At 70.9% G+C, this 20,236-nt stretch carries 15 protein-coding genes; 7 read left to right on the top strand and 8 right to left on the bottom strand.

What is annotated here, in order from left to right:
* Positions 1 to 36: 36 nt before the first annotated feature.
* The gene (gene secA, locus ACFT4A_RS29010; protein WP_382835556.1) at positions 37 to 2,883 is read right to left on the bottom strand and encodes a preprotein translocase subunit SecA; all 2,847 of its coding nucleotides are present in this window, start codon (positions 2,881 to 2,883) and stop codon (positions 37 to 39) included.
* Positions 2,884 to 3,160: 277 nt separating this feature from the next.
* Here secA and ACFT4A_RS29015 point away from each other — a divergent pair, with 277 nt between their 5' ends.
* Both ACFT4A_RS29015 and ACFT4A_RS29020 read left to right on the top strand, forming a co-directional pair.
* Positions 3,161 to 3,730 carry a GNAT family N-acetyltransferase gene (locus ACFT4A_RS29015; RefSeq protein WP_382835560.1) on the top strand — a complete coding sequence of 190 codons (570 nt, stop codon included), beginning with the start codon at positions 3,161 to 3,163 and terminating at the stop codon, positions 3,728 to 3,730.
* 177 nt (positions 3,731 to 3,907) lie between these two features.
* Positions 3,908 to 5,080: a winged helix-turn-helix domain-containing protein gene (locus tag ACFT4A_RS29020; protein WP_382835562.1), complete on the top strand. Its 1,173-nt coding sequence runs from the start codon at positions 3,908 to 3,910 to the stop codon at positions 5,078 to 5,080.
* Between the two features lie 3 nt (positions 5,081 to 5,083).
* Here ACFT4A_RS29020 and ACFT4A_RS29025 read toward each other — a convergent pair whose 3' ends face one another.
* From ACFT4A_RS29025 to mtnA, 7 genes are all read right to left on the bottom strand, one after another.
* Entirely contained in the window at positions 5,084 to 5,830 is a 747-nt protein-coding gene (locus ACFT4A_RS29025; RefSeq protein ID WP_382835565.1) for a response regulator, read from the bottom strand.
* Between the two features lie 205 nt (positions 5,831 to 6,035).
* A complete protein-coding gene (hpf, locus tag ACFT4A_RS29030; RefSeq protein ID WP_189724019.1) occupies positions 6,036 to 6,731 on the bottom strand; it encodes a ribosome hibernation-promoting factor, HPF/YfiA family in 696 nt (231 codons plus the stop codon).
* A gap of 313 nt (positions 6,732 to 7,044) precedes the next feature.
* On the bottom strand, positions 7,045 to 7,944 hold the full coding sequence (locus ACFT4A_RS29035; protein WP_382835568.1) for a ComF family protein: 900 nt from the start codon (positions 7,942 to 7,944) through the stop codon (positions 7,045 to 7,047).
* 187 nt (positions 7,945 to 8,131) lie between these two features.
* Complete coding sequence (locus ACFT4A_RS29040; protein WP_382835571.1) at positions 8,132 to 9,964, bottom strand: LpqB family beta-propeller domain-containing protein; 1,833 nt, start codon at positions 9,962 to 9,964, stop codon at positions 8,132 to 8,134.
* Positions 9,954 to 12,257 carry an MtrAB system histidine kinase MtrB gene (mtrB, locus tag ACFT4A_RS29045; protein WP_382835574.1) on the bottom strand — a complete coding sequence of 768 codons (2,304 nt, stop codon included), beginning with the start codon at positions 12,255 to 12,257 and terminating at the stop codon, positions 9,954 to 9,956. Before mtrB ends, ACFT4A_RS29040 begins: the two co-directional genes overlap by 11 nt.
* A 1-nt stretch (position 12,258) precedes the next feature.
* A complete protein-coding gene (gene mtrA / locus ACFT4A_RS29050; RefSeq protein ID WP_009188938.1) occupies positions 12,259 to 12,948 on the bottom strand; it encodes a two-component system response regulator MtrA in 690 nt (229 codons plus the stop codon).
* 202 nt (positions 12,949 to 13,150) lie between these two features.
* Positions 13,151 to 14,302 carry an S-methyl-5-thioribose-1-phosphate isomerase gene (gene mtnA / locus ACFT4A_RS29055; protein WP_382835577.1) on the bottom strand — a complete coding sequence of 384 codons (1,152 nt, stop codon included), beginning with the start codon at positions 14,300 to 14,302 and terminating at the stop codon, positions 13,151 to 13,153.
* A 140-nt stretch (positions 14,303 to 14,442) separates the two neighbouring features.
* Here mtnA and ACFT4A_RS29060 point away from each other — a divergent pair, with 140 nt between their 5' ends.
* The 5 genes from ACFT4A_RS29060 to ACFT4A_RS29080 are packed head-to-tail and all read left to right on the top strand — an operon-like array spanning position 14,443 to position 20,113.
* Positions 14,443 to 15,846: a glycerophosphoryl diester phosphodiesterase membrane domain-containing protein gene (locus ACFT4A_RS29060; protein WP_382835580.1), complete on the top strand. Its 1,404-nt coding sequence runs from the start codon at positions 14,443 to 14,445 to the stop codon at positions 15,844 to 15,846.
* Between the two features lie 4 nt (positions 15,847 to 15,850).
* Positions 15,851 to 16,621 carry a DUF4129 domain-containing protein gene (locus ACFT4A_RS29065; RefSeq protein WP_382835583.1) on the top strand — a complete coding sequence of 257 codons (771 nt, stop codon included), beginning with the start codon at positions 15,851 to 15,853 and terminating at the stop codon, positions 16,619 to 16,621.
* The gene (locus ACFT4A_RS29070) at positions 16,618 to 17,814 is read left to right on the top strand and encodes a DUF4350 domain-containing protein (protein WP_382835585.1); all 1,197 of its coding nucleotides are present in this window, start codon (positions 16,618 to 16,620) and stop codon (positions 17,812 to 17,814) included. Before ACFT4A_RS29065 ends, ACFT4A_RS29070 begins: the two co-directional genes overlap by 4 nt.
* Positions 17,814 to 18,803, top strand: coding sequence for an AAA family ATPase (locus tag ACFT4A_RS29075; RefSeq protein WP_382835588.1), 990 nt, complete (start codon positions 17,814 to 17,816; stop codon positions 18,801 to 18,803). The genes ACFT4A_RS29070 and ACFT4A_RS29075 overlap by 1 nt, the downstream gene beginning before the upstream one ends.
* Positions 18,803 to 20,113, top strand: a complete 1,311-nt coding sequence (locus ACFT4A_RS29080) for a DUF58 domain-containing protein (RefSeq protein WP_382835591.1) — start codon at positions 18,803 to 18,805, stop codon at positions 20,111 to 20,113. The genes ACFT4A_RS29075 and ACFT4A_RS29080 overlap by 1 nt, the downstream gene beginning before the upstream one ends.
* Positions 20,114 to 20,236: the final 123 nt, after the last annotated feature.

Consider the following 20,236-nt stretch of genomic DNA (forward strand, 5'->3'; position numbering starts at 1 on the left):
CCGGCCCTTCAAGCCGCTACGGTGCCGCAGCCGGCGTCACTTCTTACGACGCCCCCGGCCCTTCGCCTGCTTCCGGCGCTCCGCGCGCGTGAGGCCGTCGGACTCGGAACGCACCGGCTCGCCGTCCTCGGTGAAGTCGCCCTCGATGGTGCCGCCCTCACCGTCGACCGTCGGCGCGGAGAAGTGGAGGTTGCGCCGCTGCGGGACGTCGAGCCCCTTGGCACGGATCTCCGGCCGGGAGCCCGCCTGCGCCGGCACCGCGTCCTGCTTCTCCAGATCGGCCACCGGCTTGGTGTCCTCGACCGGGACCTCCTCGACCTGCTGCTCGACCTGGACCTCCAGGTTGAACAGGTAGCCGACGGACTCCTCCTTGATGCCCTCCATCATGGCGGTGAACATGTCGAAGCCCTCGCGCTGGTACTCGACCAGCGGGTCCTTCTGCGCCATCGCGCGCAGGCCGATGCCCTCCTGGAGGTAGTCCATCTCGTAGAGGTGCTCACGCCACTTGCGGTCCAGGACCGACAGCACGACCCGGCGCTCCAGCTCACGCATGATCTCGGAGCCGAGCTGCGCCTCACGCTCCTCGTACTGCTCGTGGATGTCGTCCTTGATGGAGTCGCCGATGAACTCGGCGGTCAGGCCCGCCCGGTCGCCGGCGGCCTCCTCCATCTCCTCGATCGTGATCTTGGACGGGTACAGCTGCTTGAACGCACCCCACAGCCGGTCGAGGTCCCAGTCCTCCGGGAAGCCCTCGGCCGTCTCCGCCCCGACGTAGGCGTCGATGGTGTCGTCCATGAAGTGCTGCACCTGCTCGTGCAGGTCCTCGCCCTCCAGGACGCGGCGCCGCTCGCCGTAGATGACCTCACGCTGGCGGTTGAGGACCTCGTCGTACTTCAGGACGTTCTTACGGGTCTCGAAGTTCTGCTGCTCGACCTGCGACTGGGCGGAGGCGATCGCGCGCGTGACCATCTTGTTCTCGATCGGCACGTCGTCGGGGACGTTCGCCATCGACATCACGCGCTCGACCATCTGGGCCTTGAACAGCCGCATCAGGTCGTCGCCGAGCGAGAGGTAGAAGCGGGACTCGCCCGGGTCTCCCTGACGGCCGGAACGACCGCGCAGCTGGTTGTCGATCCGCCGCGACTCGTGGCGCTCGGTGCCCAACACGTAGAGCCCGCCGAGCTTCTCGACCTCGTCCTTCTCGGCGTGGACGGCCTTCTCGGCCCGCTTGAGCGCCTCGGGCAGGGCGTGCGCCCACTCCTCGATGTGCTCCTCGGGGTCGAGACCGCGCTGGCGCAGCTCCGCCTCGGCGAGATCCTCGGGGTTGCCGCCGAGCTTGATGTCCGTACCACGGCCGGCCATGTTCGTGGCCACCGTGACGGAGCCCTTGCGGCCGGCCTGGGCGACGATCGTCGCCTCACGGTCGTGCTGCTTGGCGTTCAGCACCTCGTGCTGGATGCCGCGCTTGCTGAGCTGCTGCGAGAGGTACTCGGACTTCTCGACCGAGGTGGTGCCGACGAGGATCGGCTGCCCCTTGCGGTGCTTCTCCTCGATGTCGTCGACGACCGCCTCGAACTTGGCGACCTCGGTCCGGTAGATCAGGTCCGACTGGTCCTTGCGGACCATCGGCCGGTTGGTCGGGATCGGCACCACGCCGAGCTTGTAGATCTGGTGGAACTCGGCGGCCTCGGTCATGGCCGTACCGGTCATGCCGCACAGCCCGGGCTGTTCCTTCTCGTTGTGGTCGTGGCGCTTGTAGAGGCGGAAGAAGTTCTGGAGCGTGATCGTGGCGAGCGTCTGGTTCTCGTCCTTGATCGGCACCCCTTCCTTCGCCTCGATCGCCTGGTGCATGCCCTCGTTGTAGCGGCGGCCGGCGAGGATACGTCCGGTGTGCTCGTCGACGATCATGACCTCGTCGTCGATGATGACGTAGTCCTTGTCCTTCTTGAAGAGCTCCTTCGCCTTGATGGCGTTGTTCAGGTAGCCCACCAGCGGCGTGTTCACCGACTCGTAGAGGTTGTCGATGCCCAGCCAGTCCTCGACCTTGCTGACCCCGGACTCGTGGATCGCGACCGTGCGCTTCTTCTCGTCGACGTCGTAGTCGCCGGTCTCCTCGATGCCCTTGAGCGGCTGGCCGGCCTCGCCGCGCTTGAGTCGCTTCACCAGCTTGGCGAAGTCCCCGTACCACTTGGTGGCCTGGTCGGCCGGGCCGGAGATGATCAGCGGCGTACGGGCCTCGTCGATGAGGATGGAGTCGACCTCGTCGACGATGGCGAAGTTGTGGCCGCGCTGGACGAGCTCGTCCTGGGACCACGCCATGTTGTCGCGCAGGTAGTCGAAACCGAACTCGTTGTTCGTGCCGTACGTGATGTCGGAGCCGTACTGCTCACGGCGCTGAGCCGGCGTCATGTTGGCCAGGATGCAGCCGACCTCGAGGCCCAGGAACCGGTGGACACGGCCCATCATCTCGGAGTCGCGCTCAGCCAGATAGTCGTTGACCGTGATGATGTGGACGCCCTTGCCGGACAGGGCGTTCAGATACGCCGGCAGCGTGCCGACGAGGGTCTTGCCCTCACCGGTCTTCATCTCTGCCACGTAGCCCATGTGCAGGGCGGCGCCGCCCATCATCTGCACGTCGTAGTGACGCTGGCCGAGGACGCGCTTGGCGGCCTCTCGGACGGTGGCGAACGCCTCGGGAAGCAGGTCGTCCAGGGTCTCGCCGTCGGCGTAGCGCTGCTTGTACTCATCCGTGAGGGCGCGCAGCTCGGCGTCGGAGAGGTCGACGAAGTCCTCTTCGATGGAGTTGACCTGGTCCGCGATGCGGTGCAGCTTGCGCAGGATCTTGCCTTCGCCTGCACGCATGATCTTCGAGAGGACGGACACGGGGGTTGGTCTCCTTGCCGGTCGGGCCTGGGACGGTCGGTTACCACTTGACTTACTGAGCAACGGCCATCGTATGCGAGGACCCCACCGCGCCGGGAGGGCCTGCCGTGACGGCGACCGTGCGCTGCTTCAATTCTGATTCGTCTTCTTCAAAGGGGACAACGTCCGGGCGCCGCGGATAGTGCCGCATCCCCCGACCGAATTAAGCGAAGCGTGATATGGCGCTCACCCACCGCAAACAGATGACACCCGCGACGGCCTCCGAGAGGATCGGCCGATGAACCCCGTCACGCTCACCACGGACCGCCTCCTGCTGCGCACGGTCGGCCCCCAGGACACCGACGCGGTGTACGACGCCTGCCAGGACCCCGACATCCAGCGCTGGACCACGATCCCCTCGCCGTACCTGCGCGAGCACGCCGAGGGCTTCACGGAACAGATGGTCCCGGACGGCTGGGCGGACGGGTCCATGTTCACTCTCGGCGTCTTCCTCCACTCCGGAGAACTGGCCGGCATGCTCGGCATCACCATGCGCGCCCTGGGCGTCGGCGAGATCGGCTTCTGGGCCGTGAAGCGGCACCGCTCCAACGGCTACATCACGGAGGCCGTCCTCACCGCCTGCCGCTGGGCCTTCGTCCACGCCGCGCTCGACCGCGTCGAATGGCGCGCCGAGGTGGGCAACCGCGCCTCCCGCGCCGTGGCGGAACGCTCCGGCTTCACCGTCGAGGGCACCCTGCGCGCCGCCGTCAACAACAAGGGAACCCGCCGAGACTCCTGGGTAGGCTCCCTCCTCCCCTCAGACCTGAGCCTCCCGTCAACGGCCCCGTACCTCCCGGCACCGTCCTAGCTGCTGAGCTGCTCAGCTGCGGGCATGCGTGCCGCTGAGGGCGGCACGGGTGGGCGCAGCGGCACCCCGCTCCGCCGGGCTGCGGACCACCCGGCCCCAGCACCAACGGCCCAGCACCACCGAGCAAACCCCCAGCTCACCCCCCACTGTCAGTCCCACCCCCTATCGTGCAAAACCATGACCACCCCGCGCCCCACAACAGCGCTCTCCGCAGACGAAGCCCGAAGGCTGGCGCTCCGCGCCCAGGGCTTCCTCGGCGCCCCGGACCGCCGCTCCGGCGTCCGCGGCATCCTCCGCCACCTGGGCGCGATACAGCTCGACACCATCTCGGTCCTGGCCCGCTCCCACGAGCTCGTCCCGTACGCCCGCCTGGGCGCGGTAGGCCGGAAGACAGTCGAGAACGCCTACTGGAAGGACACTCACGCCTTCGAGTACTGGTCGCACGCGGCCTGCATCCTCCCCATCGAGGAGTGGCCCCACTTCGCCTTCCGCCGCCGCGCCTACCGCAACCGCCCGCACTGGAACCACGACCTCCCGGACGGTGTCTACGACCAGGTCATCAAGCAGCTCCGCTCCGAAGGCCCCCTCACCGCGACGGAGTTGGGCGGCGCGAAGAAGACGAACGACTGGTGGGACTGGTCCGGCACGAAGGTCGCCGTCGAACGCGCCCTGATGTACGGCGAGGTGGTCTGCGTCGAGCGCCGCGGCTGGAAGCGCCTCTACGACCTCGCCGAGCGCGCCGTCCCGGGCCCCCTCCTGCACGACGAACTCGACGACACCGAGTGCGTACGCCGCCTGGTCCGCCTGGCGGGCCAGTCCCTCGGCGTCGGCACCCGCGCGGACATCGCCGACTACCACCGCCTCAGGGGCGAACAGGTCGACGCGGTGATCGCCGACTCGGGCCTGGTCCCGGTCACGGTCGAGGGCTGGGGCAAGCCTGCCTGGGCCGACCCCGCGGCCCTGGAGACACCCCCTCGCGGCCGCCACCGCACCACTCTGCTGTCGCCCTTCGACTCCCTGATCTGGGAGCGGGCTCGCACGGAGCGGATCTTCGGCTTCACCCACCGCCTGGAGGCCTACGTCCCCAAGCAGAAGCGCGTGTACGGCTACTTCGCGATGCCGGTCCTGGCCGGCGGCCGGCTCGTCGGCCGCGTGGACCCGGCCCGCGAGGGCGGCACCCTGGTGGCCCGGCAGGTCACGCTCGACGGCCCGAAGGCGGTCCCGGCCGTCGCCCAGGCCCTGGCCGAGGCGGCGACCTGGGTGGACTGCACGGACGTCCGCGTGGAGCGGGTCGACGCACCACAACTGCGCGAGCCTCTCGTGAGGGAACTCGCCCGGACGACCGCCTGACCGTCAGCGAATCTCGAGGATCTTCTCCCGCATCGCGTACACCACCGCCTCCATCCTGGAGTGCAGCTGCAGCTTCTCCAGGATGTTGCGCACATGGTTCTTCACGGTGTTCTCGGAGATGAACAACTCCTTGGCGATGTCACGGTTGTTCATCCCCGTCGCGACGAGTTTGAGGACTTCGAGTTCGCGGTCCGTCAGCCGCGGCGCGGGCACGAGCCGACGCTCGTCCGTGCGCTGGATCATCGACTTGAACTCGGTGAGCAGCTTCGACGCCATGGACGGGCTGATCTGCGACTGCCCGTCGGCCACCGCGCGAATGGCCGTGGCCACCTCGTCCGTCGAGATCTCCTTGAGGAGATAGCCCGTCGCACCCGCCTTGATGGCGTCGTAGAGATCGGCTTCCTCATCGCTGATCGTCAGCATGATGATCTTGGCGCTGGGTGCGACTTCCTTGATGGAGGTGCACGCCTCGATCCCGCCCCGCTTGGGCATCCGCACGTCCATCAGAACGATGTCGGGCAGCAGGTCGGCGGCCTTCTCGACGGCCTCGGCGCCGTCACCGGCCTCCCCGATGACCTGGATGTCCTCCTCGGCCGCGAGCACGATCTCCAGGCCACGGCGGAACAGGGCGTGGTCGTCCACCACAAGGACTCTGATCGGTTCCTTGCGTGGAGAGTCCGTGTCCGGGCCCATGGCGACGACGCCGTCGTCGGCATCCTTGTCACGCATCGGTCCGAAGCTGTCCGCCATCGTTCCTCCCCCTGAAGGCTGCGGCCTGTGGTCCTGAGCCATCGCCAACCCAGAGCAACGACCCACCGGTTGGGTCGTGGCCACCATGATTTCATGCCCGGACGGCACCGGGACGACCGAGCGGGGCGCGCAGTGGTCGCACAGGGGTGCCCCTGGGGGCGCACACGCGCTCCAGGGGCACCTGCTCCGCTGTCACCCGGCACGGTCAGCCGCCGAGCGCACCACCCGCGTCGGGGGCGTGCACCTGTGTGACCATCGTGTCCGTGCTGAGGTGGATCACGCCGTAGTCGTAGGCGTGCCGTCGGTAGACGACACTCGGTTCCTTGGTCTCGGAGTCGACGAACAGGTAGAAGTCGTGCCCGACCAGCTCCATCTCGTAGAGAGCCTGGTCGAGGGTCATGGGCGCTGCGACGTGGGTCTTCTCGCGGACGACGATGGGGCCGTCACCCTGTACTTCCAGTGAGCCGATCTTCTTCGTGGGCACGGCTGCCGGCTCTTCCTCCGGGGTCGGCACCAGGCCGTTGCCGTTGAGCGTCGCCACGCCCGGGACGTGATCGGCGACCTCGGCGGCCGGGATCCGGCGCGAGCCACGGCGCGAGAACCGCTTGTCGTGCTGCCTGCGCAGCCGGGCTTCCAGCTTTTCCGCCGCCAGGTCGAGCGCCGCGTACGGGTCGCTCGCCGCTGCCTCCGCCCGGATCACCGGACCGCGGGAGCGGAGCGTGATCTCCACTCGGTCACAGCGGTCGGCCTGCCGGGGGTTCGGCTCCTTGGACACCTCGACGTCGAGGCTGATCACCTTGCCATCGAGCTTCTGGATCTTCTCCAGCTTCAGCTTCTCGGCCACGTGCTTCCGGAACCGCTCGGGCACCTCGGTCTTGCGGCCCTTGACGACGATGTCCACGCAGAACTCCGTTCCCGGATCACTCCGCTTCGGTGCGGAGCATCTCCCTTTTGCACCAGGTTCCGGTGAGGCCCGGAACCTCGGACTCTCGGTGACTTCCACCTCCTCCCCCATGAGCGAGATCTCCACTCCACCGTCGCGAGTGATGAAGAAAAACCCGCAGCACGGCATTCGGTTTTGAGAGGTGTGGCCTGCGGCTTTCCCTCTCAACCGAACATATCTCGCCCGGACGGATGTCGTCACCCTCTACTGCGGCGTACCTCCGTTCAGGTGAATAGGCCCTCTCGTTACCTGCAACGACGCAAGTTCTCAGTCAGTTCCGGTTTATTTCGAAAGAGTCCGGCGGTGCCGCGACCACAGCCGCACACACCACGTCAACGACTCCGCCGGCGCCGCCCGCGCCCTTGATTCCCTGCCGGGCGGGCCATCGGCCCGTCCTCTCTCGCGTTGATCCGACGTTCTGTTCTTCTCTGCTTTCCCACGTCTCTCCCCTGTACACGGCCCCAATCCCCGCAGCGTTCGAAACCAGCCCCGCCGTCGACCGCACGGCACGCGCGGCTTCCGCCAGGGACGCCCCCGTGGTCATCACGTCGTCGACGAGGACGACCAGACCCTCGGAGAGCAGCCGGGCACCACCGGGCGCCACCGCCAGCGCGCCCGCGAGATTGTCCAGCCGCTGCCGTGAGTTGAGCCCCGACTGGTCCGCCACGGCCCGTCGCTGCCGCAGCACGCCGAGCGCCCTGGCCGGCACCCCGCTCCGCCGCAGCTCACCCGCCGCCGCGAGCGCGATCCGCCGCGCCGGATCATGCCCCCGGGCCCGCACGGCCCGCCGCCCGGACGGAACGGGCACGAGCAGCACAGGCGCCCCGATGCCCCGCGACCACGCCCCTCGGGCCCCGGGCAAGGGCCCACGACGCACTTCTGGAAGCCCCGCCCGCACCGCTCCCGCCAGAGCGGCCCCGAGCGGACCGGCCAGCGCCAGAGCACCCCGTTCCTTGTGGGCCAGCAGCGTCGCCCGCACCTCGTCCGCGTACCGTGCCGCCGCGTGCACCACCGGCAGTCCCGGTGGCTCCGGCACCGGCCGCACCCGATGCGCCACGGCTCCGCTCAGCACCGCACGGCACTTCGCGCACAGCACCGTACGAGACGCCCCACAGCCCCCGCACTCGCCCGGCAGCACCAGGTCGGTGAGGTCCCGCCACCAGCCCCGCATGGCCACCACTGTGCCAACAGCGAGGGCACCCGGCCACCCCTGTGGATAACTCCCTGTGGACAACACACCGAGCCGGGCGACAGCCGGCCTTCACCGGCCCCGCCAGGACGCCTCACGTCTCCGCCGGGCCGCATCACGGCCCCACCGGGCCGCCTCACCCCGGACAACCGGCGCTATGAACCGGCGCTCACCCCGGATAGACCGGCGCAGTCCCCTCCGTCACCTTCTGCCACTGCGCGCCCGACGGCAGCCGGACGATCCCGTCCACCGAGTACGCCACCAGCGGCAGCCGGTCGTCCTCGGCGGCGGTGACCTCCTTGACGCCGGTCAGGGCCGCGGGCGCCGGGACGTCCGGCGTGGAGCCGTCGACCTGGACGTACCGCATCTGCTCCACGCCCCCGTGCTCGCGCCCGACCACCACGAGCCGGCTGTCACCGGCCCACGACATGGCCGTGACCTCCTCCAACTCCGGCGTCGCGGAGCGAAGTTCGACCACCCTGACGGCCGGCTTCTCGCCCGGCTTCTCCTCCCGCTCGATCAGCCCGATGAGCAGGGTCTTCTTGCCGCCCTTCTCCACGACGAGCGCTATCCGCACCCCGTCGGCGGCCACCCGCACCGACTGGATCCGCCCGTCCAGGTGCGGTGTGCGCACCTCCAGCGGGTCGCCCTTGCCCTCCTCGAACAGCAGCAGCCGGGGGTTGTCCGGGTCCCGGTCGGCCACCCACAGGCCGTCGTCCGTGTCCCAGCTGGGCGTAGTCAGCCGGTCCTCCTCGGTCCGGCCCTGGCTGCGCAGCACCGGCTCGCCCAGCGAACCGCCCGAGACCAGCGATCCCACGTACAGCGACTTGCCGTCGAGGCCGACACCGGCCGCGGTGTGCTCGTCGCGCGACACCGCCACCGCCCGCAGCGCCGTGTCGCCCTCGCCCAGCGCCCCCGGCGCCGTGTCCGGCTTGGTGTCGCTGCTGCCGGCCGGGATCCGTACGAGCCGGTCCTTGTCATCGACGAAGTACAGATAGTCGGGGTGGCGCGCCGAGGTCCGGAAGGCCGCCGCATCGGCCGCTTCCTGCGTGAGCGAGCACAGCTCGGCCCCGCCGGCCCGCAGCTCGACCTCGTCCACCGCGGGGCTGAGGTTCCGCAGCGTGAAGAGCGTCTGGGCGGCCATCTCCTGGCACCTGTTGGTGCCGATGCCCGCGGCCTTGCCGTTGAGCGGGACCGTCAGCTTGTTCCGCTCGTCGGGCGTCAGTGCTCGGGTGTCCTTCGCCAGCGCCGTACCGGTGGGGACGCTCGACCTGACCACGGGCCCGAGCCATCGGGTGGGCCCGTTGAGCAGGGAGCGCACCATCTGCGTCGTGGGGTCCACGCGGCGGCGGATGTAGACGGGGTCGGCGACCGCCGTGGGCTGCGTGTTCGCCCCGGCCGCCATGGTGTTGGAGGCGAAGTAGTACTTGCTGACGGACATGTAGTTGCGCTGGAAGTCCGACTGGCCCATGAGGACGCCCTGGGGCAGCGCGTCGATCCGCCACTGCCCGCTCTTCTCGTCCTGCGTCAGATGCACGGTCCTGCCGTACGCCCCGGTCGCGGGCGCGTACGACTGCTGCGCGTCCACGGTGGCCACCTTGGTACCGGTCAGCGTGTACGAGATCTCGCCGGTGTCCTCCCGGCCGCCGGCGCCCTCGGCCTTGGCACCCGGCCCGTCCGTGAGCACGGTGGTGGACAGCTCCGGCCGCCAGGTCTTCGCGGCCTCACCGGTCAGGTACTGGCGCGCGGTCTTGTAGTGCGGATCGTCGCTGGTCAGCGCCTCCAGGAAGCCCTGCACGATCTCCGAGGGCGGCGCGTCCTCCCCCGGCGGCACGGCGAACACCCGCACCTGGGTGTCCTGGCGCGGTGTCGACTCCACGCCCCGCAGATCCCCGCTGTCCGGCATCGAGGCACACCCCGCCAGCACCAGCACGCCACCGGCGGCGTACGCCATCACGCGCGCGGGCGTACGCCGACCGCGCCCCTCGCGGTCAGCGCCCACGAGATGCCTCCCCTTGCCTGTCCGCGTCTCCCGGCTCGGTTTCCCTGCCCGAGCCCGAGGAGCCGTTGTCCCTGTCCCGCGGCCCGCTCCCGACCGATTCCCGGGGCGTCCCCGCAGAGCCGCCGCCGACACCGTCACGAGCAGTTCCGGCCGAATCGCCCGCACCCTCGTCACGAGCCGTTCCGGCCGTCCCACCCGCGCCCTCGTCACGAGCCGTCCCCGCCGTACCGCCCACACCGCCGGCACCGGCCGTGCCCGCCGGGCCCTCACCACGGGCCGACTGCTCCCCTGCCCCCGGACCGTCCGGCCGCCGCGTGCCCGAGGCGGGCCGCGGCACCACGCGCGCGCCGTTGCCGGGCAGCGCCGTCGGATCGGCCGTGGGCGCCGCGGTGGACGCGCGCGGCGGTATCGGGTTGCGGGTCGGCCCCGGCGGCACCGGACCGCCCGCCGGCTGTGCGGGCACGGTCGCCCGCTTCTCGCCGTCCCCGCCGCCGCTGGGCAGACCCGCGTCGTCGAGCCCCCGGTTGCGCCGTGAGTCCTTGGGCTCCAGCGGTATCGGGGAGCCCCGCAGCGGCTCGTCCGCGGTCCTGGGCAGCGTCAGCCGGAACTGCGAGCCGCCGCCCGGCTCACCCCACGCCTGCAGCCAGCCGCCGTGCAGCCGCGCGTCCTCCAGGGCGATGGACAGCCCCAGCCCCGTACCACCCGTGGTACGCGCGCGTGCCGGATCGGCCCGCCAGAAGCGGCTGAACACCCGGGTAGCCTCACCCGGCTTCAGCCCGACCCCGTAGTCCCGCACCGCGACGGCGACCGCGCCGCCGGCCGCGGCGAGCTTGACGACGACGTCCCTGCCCTCACCGTGCTCGACGGCGTTCACGACGAGGTTGCGCAGCACGCGCTCCACCCGCCGGGCGTCGGCCTCGGCGACGACGGGCTGTTGGTCGCCGAAGACCCGGATCTGCGTGCCCTTGCGCTCCGCGAGCGGCTCGGCCCCGCTGACCACCCGCCGCACGACGTCCCTGAGGTCTATCGGCTCGGCCTCCAGCGCCGCGGCACCCGCGTCGAACCGGCTGATCTCCAGCAGGTCCGCGAGCAGCGACTCGAACCGGTCCAGCTGGTCGGCGAGCAACTCCGCCGACCGCGCGGTGATCGGGTCGAAGTCCTCCCGCGCCTCATGGATGACGTCAGCCGCCATCCGTACGGTCGTCAGCGGCGTACGCAGCTCGTGCGACACGTCCGACACGAACCGGCGCTGCATGCGCGACAGGTCCTCCAGCTGGCTGATCTTCAGCTGAAGGTTCTGCGCCATCTTGTTGAAGGCCTCGCCGAGCCGCGCGATGTCGTCCTCGCCGGTGACCTTCATACGTTCCTGAAGCCGCCCAGCCGACAGCCGCTCGGCGATCCCCGCCGCCATCCGCACCGGCGTGACGACCTGGCGCACCACCAGCCAGGCAATGGCCCCGAGCAACACCACGACGAACAGCCCGGCCGTCGCCAGAGTCCCCTTGACCAGGCTCAGCGACTTCTCCTCCTGAGTCAGCGGGAAGAGGTAGTAGAGCTGGTACGGATCGCCGTTCGGGTCGTTGACCTGCTTGCCTATGACAAGGGCGGGCTGGGAGTCCTTGGTGTCGTTGTTGTAGATGACCCGGCTGTAGCTCTGCGCGGCCGTCGTACTGCTGCCGATCCGCTCCCGCAGCGCCGCGGGCACACTCTTGCTCCAGTCCACCTCACCGGAGGCACGCGGACCGCGCCCGCCGGCCCCGTCGGCGTCGGAAGCCGGGAGCGTGACCACGTCAAAAGCGCCCTGACCGCCACTGGACAGCGAGGACACCAGATCACTCATCCACTGGATGACGTTCTGCGCGGGACGGCCGTCCGCCGTGGCGACATCGTCGCCGGTTCCGCTCGCCGCCTCGTCGGCCCGCTGCTTGGCCACGGCGAACCCGCCGGTGGCCTGGCTCTGGGACGCCTTCACCTTGGCGTCCAGCAGGCCGTTGCGCACCTGCCCGATGACGACGAAGCCCAGCAGCAGCACCACGCCCAGCGACATCAGCAGCGTCGTGACGACGACCTTGAGCTGGATGTTGCGCCGCCACAGCCGCATGACGGGCAGCAGCGGCCGACGCACCCACCGCATGAACAGGCGGATGACCGGACTGCCCTGAACCCCGCCCTGGAGCAGCAGCCCGCTCTCCAGGAACCGTCCCCAGCGGGAACCCGCCTTCTTCCGCCCGACAGGCCGCCCCGGGCGGGCCCCGGACCGTCCGGGCGCCGAAGCGGCACTGTCGCCGGACATGTCAGCTCGGTCCTGCCTTGTACCCGACGCCACGGACGGTCACCACGATCTCCGGCTTCTCCGGGTCCTTCTCGACCTTGGAGCGCAGCCGCTGCACATGCACGTTGACCAGCCGCGTGTCCGCCGCGTGCCGGTAGCCCCACACCTGCTCCAGCAGCACCTCGCGCGTGAACACCTGCCACGGCTTGCGCGCGAGCGCGACCAGCAGGTCGAACTCCAGCGGCGTCAGCGCGATCGACTGCCCGTCCCGCTTCACGGAGTGCCCGGCCACGTCGATGACCAGGTCACCGATGGCGAGCTGCTCCGGAGCGGGCTCCTCCGACCTCCGCAGCCGCGCCCGGATCCGGGCGACCAGCTCCTTCGGCTTGAACGGCTTCACGATGTAGTCGTCGGCACCCGACTCCAGGCCCACCACGACGTCGACCGTGTCGCTCTTCGCCGTGAGCATCACGATCGGCACCCCGGACTCCGCCCTGATCAGACGGCACACCTCGATGCCGTCCCGACCGGGCAGCATCAGGTCCAGCAGCACCAGATCGGGCTTGGCCTCACGGAAAGCGGCCAGCGCCTTGTCACCGTCGGCCACGAAAGACGGCTCAAAACCCTCACCACGCAGCACGATGCCGAGCATCTCGGCCAGTGCGGTGTCGTCGTCGACGACAAGGACTCGTCCCTTCATAAACGACATCATCCCATTCTCATAACAGTGGCGAAGGCAGTGGTGAGGTAGGTCACCGGCCAGTGACCATAGTCGCAGCAAGCGCTACTGTCTGCCCTCGCCCACCCAAAGTTGATCTCTACGCCGCCCCGCCGACCCGGGCCTCGGGCACACGGGCGAGGGTCGCGACCGCCGGAGCCCGCCCGCCCCGCACCCGCTCCGGCAGCCGTCCGACTCAGCCCGCCGTCACCCTCCGCGACCGCGCACACACCTCGGCGAGCGCCTCCGCCGTCACCGGCGAAACCACACCCTCCTCCGTGACGATCGCCGTCACCAGCTCGGGCGGGGTCACGTCGAACGCCGGGTTGTACGCCTGCGTCCCCAGCGGCGCCACGGGAATGCCGCCGCCCGCCTCCTGCGCACCGGCGACCGGCACCTGCGGCGCCACCACCTCGGTCACCTCGTGCCCGGGACGCTGCTCGACCTCGATCGACGCCCCGTCCGGGGTGTCCGGATCCACCGTCGTCACCGGCGCCACCACGATGAACGGCACATGGTGATACCGCGCGAGCACCGCCAGCGGATAGCTCCCCACCTTGTTCGCCACCGAACCGTCCGCCGTGATGCGGTCCGCCCCGATCAGCACCGCGTCCACCTCCCCGGCGGCGAACAGCGACCCCGCCGCGTTGTCGGTGAGCAGCGTGTACGCCATCCCGCTGCGCGCCGCCTCGTACGCCGTCAGCCGAGCGCCCTGCAACAACGGACGCGTCTCGTCCACCCACAGCCGCCGCAGCCGCCCCGCCCGGTGCGCCGCGAGCCCCACCGCGAACGCCGTCCCCTCCCCGCCCGACACCAGCGAACCGGTGTTGCAGTGGGTGAGGATCCGGTGCCCGCCACCGGGCAGCAGCTCGTCCAGCAGCGTCAGCCCGTGCTCGGCCATCCGCGCACTCGCCTCGGCGTCCTCCCGGTGCAACTGCCGCGCCGCCGCCAGCGCCGCCGAGGCCGCCTGCCGGACATCACCGCCCTTGGCGAGCGCCGCCTCGTGGGCCGAGTGCGCCCGGCGCACACCGAGCGCCAGGTTCACCGCGGTCGGCCGGGCACTCGCCAGCGCGGCCGCGGCCTCGTCCACGTCGAAGCCCCGCACGGCGGCGAGCGCGACCCCGTACGCCCCCGCGATACCGAGCAACGGCGCCCCGCGCACGGAGAGCGAGCGGATCGCCTCCACCAGCGCGGACGCGTCCGTGCAGACCAGTTCGACCTCCTCGGCCGGCAGCCTCGTCTGGTCGAGAAGGACCAGAACGGGTCCTTCCGGTGGCTCCTCCCAACGGATCGCGGGGATCTCGGTCGGCCGCTTGTCATCGCCGCTGTACGCGTACTGATCAGCCATGCGGTCAGTCTGCCCCCTGTAGAGCGGACAATTGAAGGTACGCAGCCCATACCGCGGCCGGTCATTCCAAGACCACCCCATGGCACGATGGCTGCCAACCTGCCGCCGCGACCGCGGACGGGCACCGTGAAGGAGCGACGATGAACGACACTCCGGGCTGGGCCTCGCCCGGATCCGCCCCGTCCGACGGGCAGAAGCCGGACCAGTCCGGCACTGCCGAGCCCACCGACCGCCCCGGCCCCGCACAGCCCGCGGACCAGCCCGGCCAAGCGGCCCAGCCGGGCCAGGCCCCGCAGGGCCCCGGCCCGCAGTGGTCCAAGGACCAGCCGCCACCCGCCCAGTGGTCCGCCCCCAGCGGCCCGACCGTCCCCGGCCAGGCTCCCCCGCCCCCGCCACCCGGCCCGGGCTGGGGCACCCAGCCCCCCGGCAGCCACGGCCCGGCCGGATACGGCCCTGGCGGCCCCGCGGCCCCGGGCGGATACGGCGGATACGGCGGATACGGAGCCCCTGGCGCCTACGGCGGCTGGGGAAGCGGCTGGGGCGGCCCCCCGCCCGCCGCCAAGCCCGGCATCATCCCGCTCCGCCCGCTCGGCGTGGGCGAGATCCTCGACGGCGCCGTCTCCACCATGCGCACCTACTGGCGCACGGTCCTGGGCATCTCCCTGACCGTCGCGGTCCTCACCGAGATCATCGTCGTCCTGTTCCAGGGCCTCGTCCTCGACGACTCCAGCGCCCAGGCCCTCAACGACCCGAGCGCCACCCTCAGCGAGCTGAGCCGCGCCATGAGCGACGCCCTGCTCAACTCCACCGTCGTCTTCGTGATCTCCCTGGTCGGCACCGTCATCGCGACCGCACTGCTCACCACCGTCACCAGCCGCGCCGTACTCGGCACATCGGTGACCATCGGCGAGGCCTGGCGGGACGCCCGCCCTCAGGTCCTCAAACTGTTCGGCCTCATCTGCCTGTTGCTGCTCATCACCGCCGGCATCGTCACCGTGGGCACCCTGCCAGGCATCCTCGTCACCGTCTCCGGGAGCACCGGCGCGGGCGTCGCCCTCACCGTCCTGGGCGTCATCGGCGCCGGCATCGTCGCCCTCTGGCTGATGATCCGCTTCTCCCTGGCCTCGCCCGCCCTGATGCTGGAGAAGCAGGGCATCAAGAAGGCCATGAGCCGCTCCGCGAAGCTGGTCCAGGGCACCTGGTGGCGGATCTTCGGCATCCAGCTGCTCGCCACGATCATCGCGAACGTCGTCGCCTCGATCATCGTCATCCCGTTCACCTTCCTCGCCGCGGCCCTCAGCGGCGACGGCGTCACCGGCTGGCTCAACAGCGGCGGCGCCGACCTCGGCTGGACGTTCCTCATCGTCAGCGGCATCGGCGCGGTGATCGGCTCCATGATCACCTTCCCGATCACCGCGGGCGTCACCGTGCTCCTCTACATCGACCAGCGCATCCGCCGCGAGGCCCTCGACCTCGAACTGGCCCGCGCCGCAGGTGTCCAGGACTACGGCTCCCACGCCCCCGGCGCCACCCCGGGGAGCTGATGCGGTGAGCTGGGCGGGGGAACCTCTCACAACGGCACTGCCACGCACCGCCATACGCACGCTGCTGCACGCCGGCGACACCTCCGTACTGTCGTCGGCGCGCTCCACCGACGAGCCGCCCCTCACCACCCCACGCGACCCCGCGCGCGAGGCGGCCCGACGCGAGCTGTCCAAGCGGATGTACCACGAGAACGACCCCAGCCTGTTCCAGCGCGCCCTCGACGCCTTCTGGGAATGGCTCGGCAAACTGTTCAACGCCGCCTCGTCCGCGACACCCGGCGGCACACTCGGCCTGGTCGTCATCATCCTGGCCGTCGTCGCGGTCCTGGGCGCCCTGTGGTGGCGCCTGGGCACCCCGCGCCGCCAACCCACCTCGTCCGCCGCCCTGTTCGACGACCGCCCCCGCAGCGCCGCCGACCACCGCGCCGCCGCCGAGGCACACGCCGCCCAGAGCCACTGGAACCAGGCCGTCCAGGAACGCATGCGGGCCCTCGTCCGCGCCCTGGAGGAACGCGCACTCCTCGACGTCCGCCCCGGCCGCACCGCAGACGAGGCCGCCGCCGAAGCCGGCCGGGCCCTGCCCGCCCACACCGACCGACTGCGCGCAGCCGCCCGCGACTTCGACGACGTGACGTACGGCGGCCGCTCGGCGACCGAGCAGTCGTACCACCGCATCGCCGAACTCGACCGCGACCTGGAACGCACCAAGCCCCAGCTCACCACCAGCAGCGCCCACAGCACGGCCCCCCACACCCGCCAGGGAGCCGCCGAATGACCACCGAGGCCACGCTCCCGTCCACCTCGGCCTCGCCCACCGCCCGCCAGGTATGGACCCGTACGCGGGGTATCGCGCTCGCCCTCGTGGTGCTCATCGCGGGAGCCATCGCCATCGCCGTGATCCGCTCCGACGCCCGGCACGGCGAACTCGACCCGCGCTCCGTCGACCCCAAAGGCAGCCGCGCCGTCGCCGAACTCCTCGCCGACCGGGGCGTGGACACCCGGGTGGTGACCACCCTGGACGAGGCAGCCGCCGCATCCGGCCCGGACACGACCCTCCTGGTCGCCACCCCCGACCTGCTGACCCGAGGTCAGCAGTCCCGCCTGCACAAGACGTTCGCCGACTCCGGCGGCCGCACCGTCCTGGTCGCCTCCGGCAGCGCCTCCGTCGAACGGCTCGCCCCCGGCGTCACCGCCGACCCCGCCACCAGCCTCGACTCGACGCTCGCCCCCGACTGCGACCTGCCCGCCGCCCAGCGCGCGGGCACCGCAGAAACAGGCGGCGTCCGCTACACCACCACCCACCTCGACGCCGACCAGTGCTACCCCAGCGAGCGCCTGGCCACCCTGCTGCGCATCCCGGCCCCGACCGGCAACGGCGACACCGTCGCCCTCGGCGCACCCGACATCCTCCTCAACGACCGCCTCGACCAGCAGGGCAACGCCTCGCTCGCCCTCCAGCTCCTCGGCTCCCGACCCCATCTGGTCTGGTACCTCCCCTCGCTCTCCGACACGTCGGCCACCGGCACCGACGACGAACGCGGCTTCTTCGACCTGCTCCCCTCGGGCTGGCTCTGGGGCACCCTGCAACTCTTCATCGCCGCAGCCCTGGCCGCCCTGTGGCGGGCACGCCGACTCGGCCCCCTCGTGCCCGAAAAACTCCCCGTCGCGATCCGCGCCTCCGAAACCGCCGAAGGCCGCGCCCGCCTCTACCGCAAGGCCGACGCCCGCGACCGCGCGGCAAACGCTCTTCGCTCCACCACCCGCACCCGCCTCGCCCCCCTCACCGGCGTCCCCGTCACTCAGGCACACACGCCCGAGGCCCTGCTCCCCGCCCTGTCCGCCCACCTCCACGGCGACGGCCAGGACCTGCACGCACTCCTCTTCGGCCCAGCGCCCAGCACCGACGCAGCACTCATCGCACTCGCCGACCGACTCGACGCCCTCGAAAGAGAGGTACGCCGTCCATGATGGACCCGACCACTGACAACGCCGGGCAGACCGGGGACGCGGGCACCGCCCGAGCCGCCCTGGAGGCCCTGCGCGCCGAGATCGCCAAGGCCGTGGTCGGCCAGGACCCCGCCGTGACCGGCCTCGTCGTCGCCCTGCTCTGCCGCGGCCACGTCCTCCTCGAAGGCGTCCCCGGCGTCGCCAAGACCCTCCTGGTCCGCGCCCTCGCCTCCGCCCTCGAACTCGACACCAAGCGCGTCCAGTTCACCCCCGACCTCATGCCGAGCGACGTGACCGGCTCCCTGGTCTACGACACCCGCAGCGCCGAGTTCTCCTTCCAGCCCGGCCCGGTCTTCACCAACCTCCTCCTCGCGGACGAGATCAACCGCACGCCCCCCAAGACCCAGTCGTCCCTCCTGGAAGCCATGGAGGAACGCCAGGTCACGGTCGACGGCACCCCCCGCCTCCTCCCCGACCCGTTCCTGGTCGCGGCGACCCAGAACCCGGTGGAGTACGAAGGCACCTACCCCCTCCCGGAAGCCCAGCTGGACCGCTTCCTCCTCAAACTCACCATCCCCCTGCCCTCCCGCGAGGACGAGATCGACGTCCTCACCCGCCACGCCGAGGGCTTCAACCCACGCGACCTCCACGCCGCCGGCGTACGCCCCGTAGCGGGCCCCGCCGACCTGGAGGCAGCCCGCGCGGCGGTCGCCAAGACGACCATCTCCCCGGAGATCACCGGCTACGTCGTCGACATCTGCCGCGCCACCCGCGAGTCGCCGTCCCTCACCCTCGGCGTCTCCCCCCGAGGCGCCACGGCCCTCCTGGCCACCGCCCGCGCCTGGGCCTGGCTGACAGGCCGCGACTACGTCATCCCGGACGACGTGAAGGCCCTGGCCCTGCCCACCCTCCGCCACCGCGTACAACTCCGCCCGGAGGCCGAAATGGAAGGCGTGACAGCCGACTCGGTCATCAACGCGATCCTCTCCCACGTCCCCGTCCCCCGCTGATGGCACTCACCGGACGCGCCGCCCTCCTCGCGGCCCTGGGCTCCCTCCCTGTCGGCATCTGGGAACCCAGCTGGACGGGCATCCTGGCGGTCAACGCACCCCTGGCCGTGGCCTGCGCCTGCGACTTCGCACTGGCGGCCCCGGTACGACGCCTGGGCCTGACCCGCTCCGGAGACACCTCGGTACGCCTGGGAGACACCGCGGACGTGACTCTCACGATCACCAACCTGTCCCGCCGCCCCCTCCGCGCCCAGCTGCGCGACGCCTGGCCCCCGAGCAGCTGGCTGCCAGGCACGGAAGCGCCGGCCTCCCGCCACCGCCTCACCGTCCCCGCAGGCGAACGCCGACGCGTGACGACCCTCCTCCGCCCCACCCGCCGAGGCGACCGTCAAGCCGACCGGGTCACCATCCGTTCTTACGGCCCCCTCGGCCTCTTCTCCCGCCAAGGCACCCACAAGGTCCCCTGGACGGTTCGCGTCCTGCCCCCGTTCACCAGCCGCAAGCACCTGCCCTCGAAACTGGCCCGCCTCCGCGAACTGGACGGCCGCACCAGCGTGCTCACCCGCGGCGAGGGCACCGAATTCGACAGCCTCCGCGAGTACGTCCCCGGCGACGACACCCGCTCCATCGACTGGCGCGCCACAGCCCGCCAGTCCACGGTCGCCGTACGCACCTGGCGTCCCGAACGCGACCGCCACATCCTCCTGGTCCTCGACACCGGCCGCACCTCGGCAGGCCGCGTGGGCGACGCACCCCGCCTCGACGCCTCCATGGACGCGGCTCTCCTCCTCGCAGCCCTCGCCTCCCGCGCCGGCGACCGCGTCGACCTCCTCGCCTACGACCGCAGGGTCCGCGCCCTCGTCCAGGGCCGTACCGCAGCCGACGTCCTTCCGTCCCTGGTCAACGCGATGGCCACACTCGAGCCGGAGCTCGTCGAAACGGACGCCCGAGGCCTCACCGCCACCGCCCTCCGTACGTCACCCCGGCGCTCCCTGATCGTCCTGCTCACCACGCTGGACACAGCTCCCATCGAAGAGGGCCTGCTCCCGGTCCTCTCGCAGCTCACCCAGCGCCACACCGTCCTGCTGGCATCAGTGGCGGACCCGCACATCACCAAAATGGCCAGAGCACGCGGGAACACCGACGCCGTCTACGAGGCCGCAGCAGCAGCCCAGGCCCAATCCGAACGCCACCGCACGGCAGACCAACTCCGCCGTCACGGCGTCACAGTCGTGGACGCGACACCGGACGACCTCGCGCCGGCACTGGCGGATGCGTATTTGGCATTGAAGGCAGCCGGACGCCTATGACATTCAGGGCCCCCGCGAGGGGCCCCTTAAACGCAGAAAACCCCCGTATCCGAAGATACGGGGGTTTCCTTTGAATGATTGTTCGGCGGCGTCCTACTCTCCCACAGGGTCCCCCCTGCAGTA

It is taken from the genome of Streptomyces sp. NPDC057099, assembly GCF_042671245.1.
GTDB lineage: Bacteria > Actinomycetota > Actinomycetes > Streptomycetales > Streptomycetaceae > Streptomyces > Streptomyces purpurascens.

Bases quoted from the DNA above. Each gene is read 5' to 3' on its own strand.
- ACFT4A_RS29015 (WP_382835560.1), top strand. From the start codon at position 3,161: ATGAACCCCGTCACGCTCACCACGGACCGCCTCCTGCTGCGCACGGTC.
- ACFT4A_RS29020 (WP_382835562.1), top strand. From the start codon at position 3,908: ATGACCACCCCGCGCCCCACAACAGCGCTCTCCGCAGACGAAGCCCGA.
- ACFT4A_RS29025 (WP_382835565.1), bottom strand. From the start codon at position 5,830: ATGGCGGACAGCTTCGGACCGATGCGTGACAAGGATGCCGACGACGGC.
- ACFT4A_RS29035 (WP_382835568.1), bottom strand. From the start codon at position 7,944: ATGCGGGGCTGGTGGCGGGACCTCACCGACCTGGTGCTGCCGGGCGAG.
- mtrB (WP_382835574.1), bottom strand. From the start codon at position 12,257: ATGTCCGGCGACAGTGCCGCTTCGGCGCCCGGACGGTCCGGGGCCCGC.
- mtrA (WP_009188938.1), bottom strand. From the start codon at position 12,948: ATGATGTCGTTTATGAAGGGACGAGTCCTTGTCGTCGACGACGACACC.
- mtnA (WP_382835577.1), bottom strand. From the start codon at position 14,302: ATGGCTGATCAGTACGCGTACAGCGGCGATGACAAGCGGCCGACCGAG.
- ACFT4A_RS29060 (WP_382835580.1), top strand. From the start codon at position 14,443: ATGAACGACACTCCGGGCTGGGCCTCGCCCGGATCCGCCCCGTCCGAC.
- ACFT4A_RS29070 (WP_382835585.1), top strand. From the start codon at position 16,618: ATGACCACCGAGGCCACGCTCCCGTCCACCTCGGCCTCGCCCACCGCC.
- ACFT4A_RS29075 (WP_382835588.1), top strand. From the start codon at position 17,814: ATGGACCCGACCACTGACAACGCCGGGCAGACCGGGGACGCGGGCACC.
- ACFT4A_RS29080 (WP_382835591.1), top strand. From the start codon at position 18,803: ATGGCACTCACCGGACGCGCCGCCCTCCTCGCGGCCCTGGGCTCCCTC.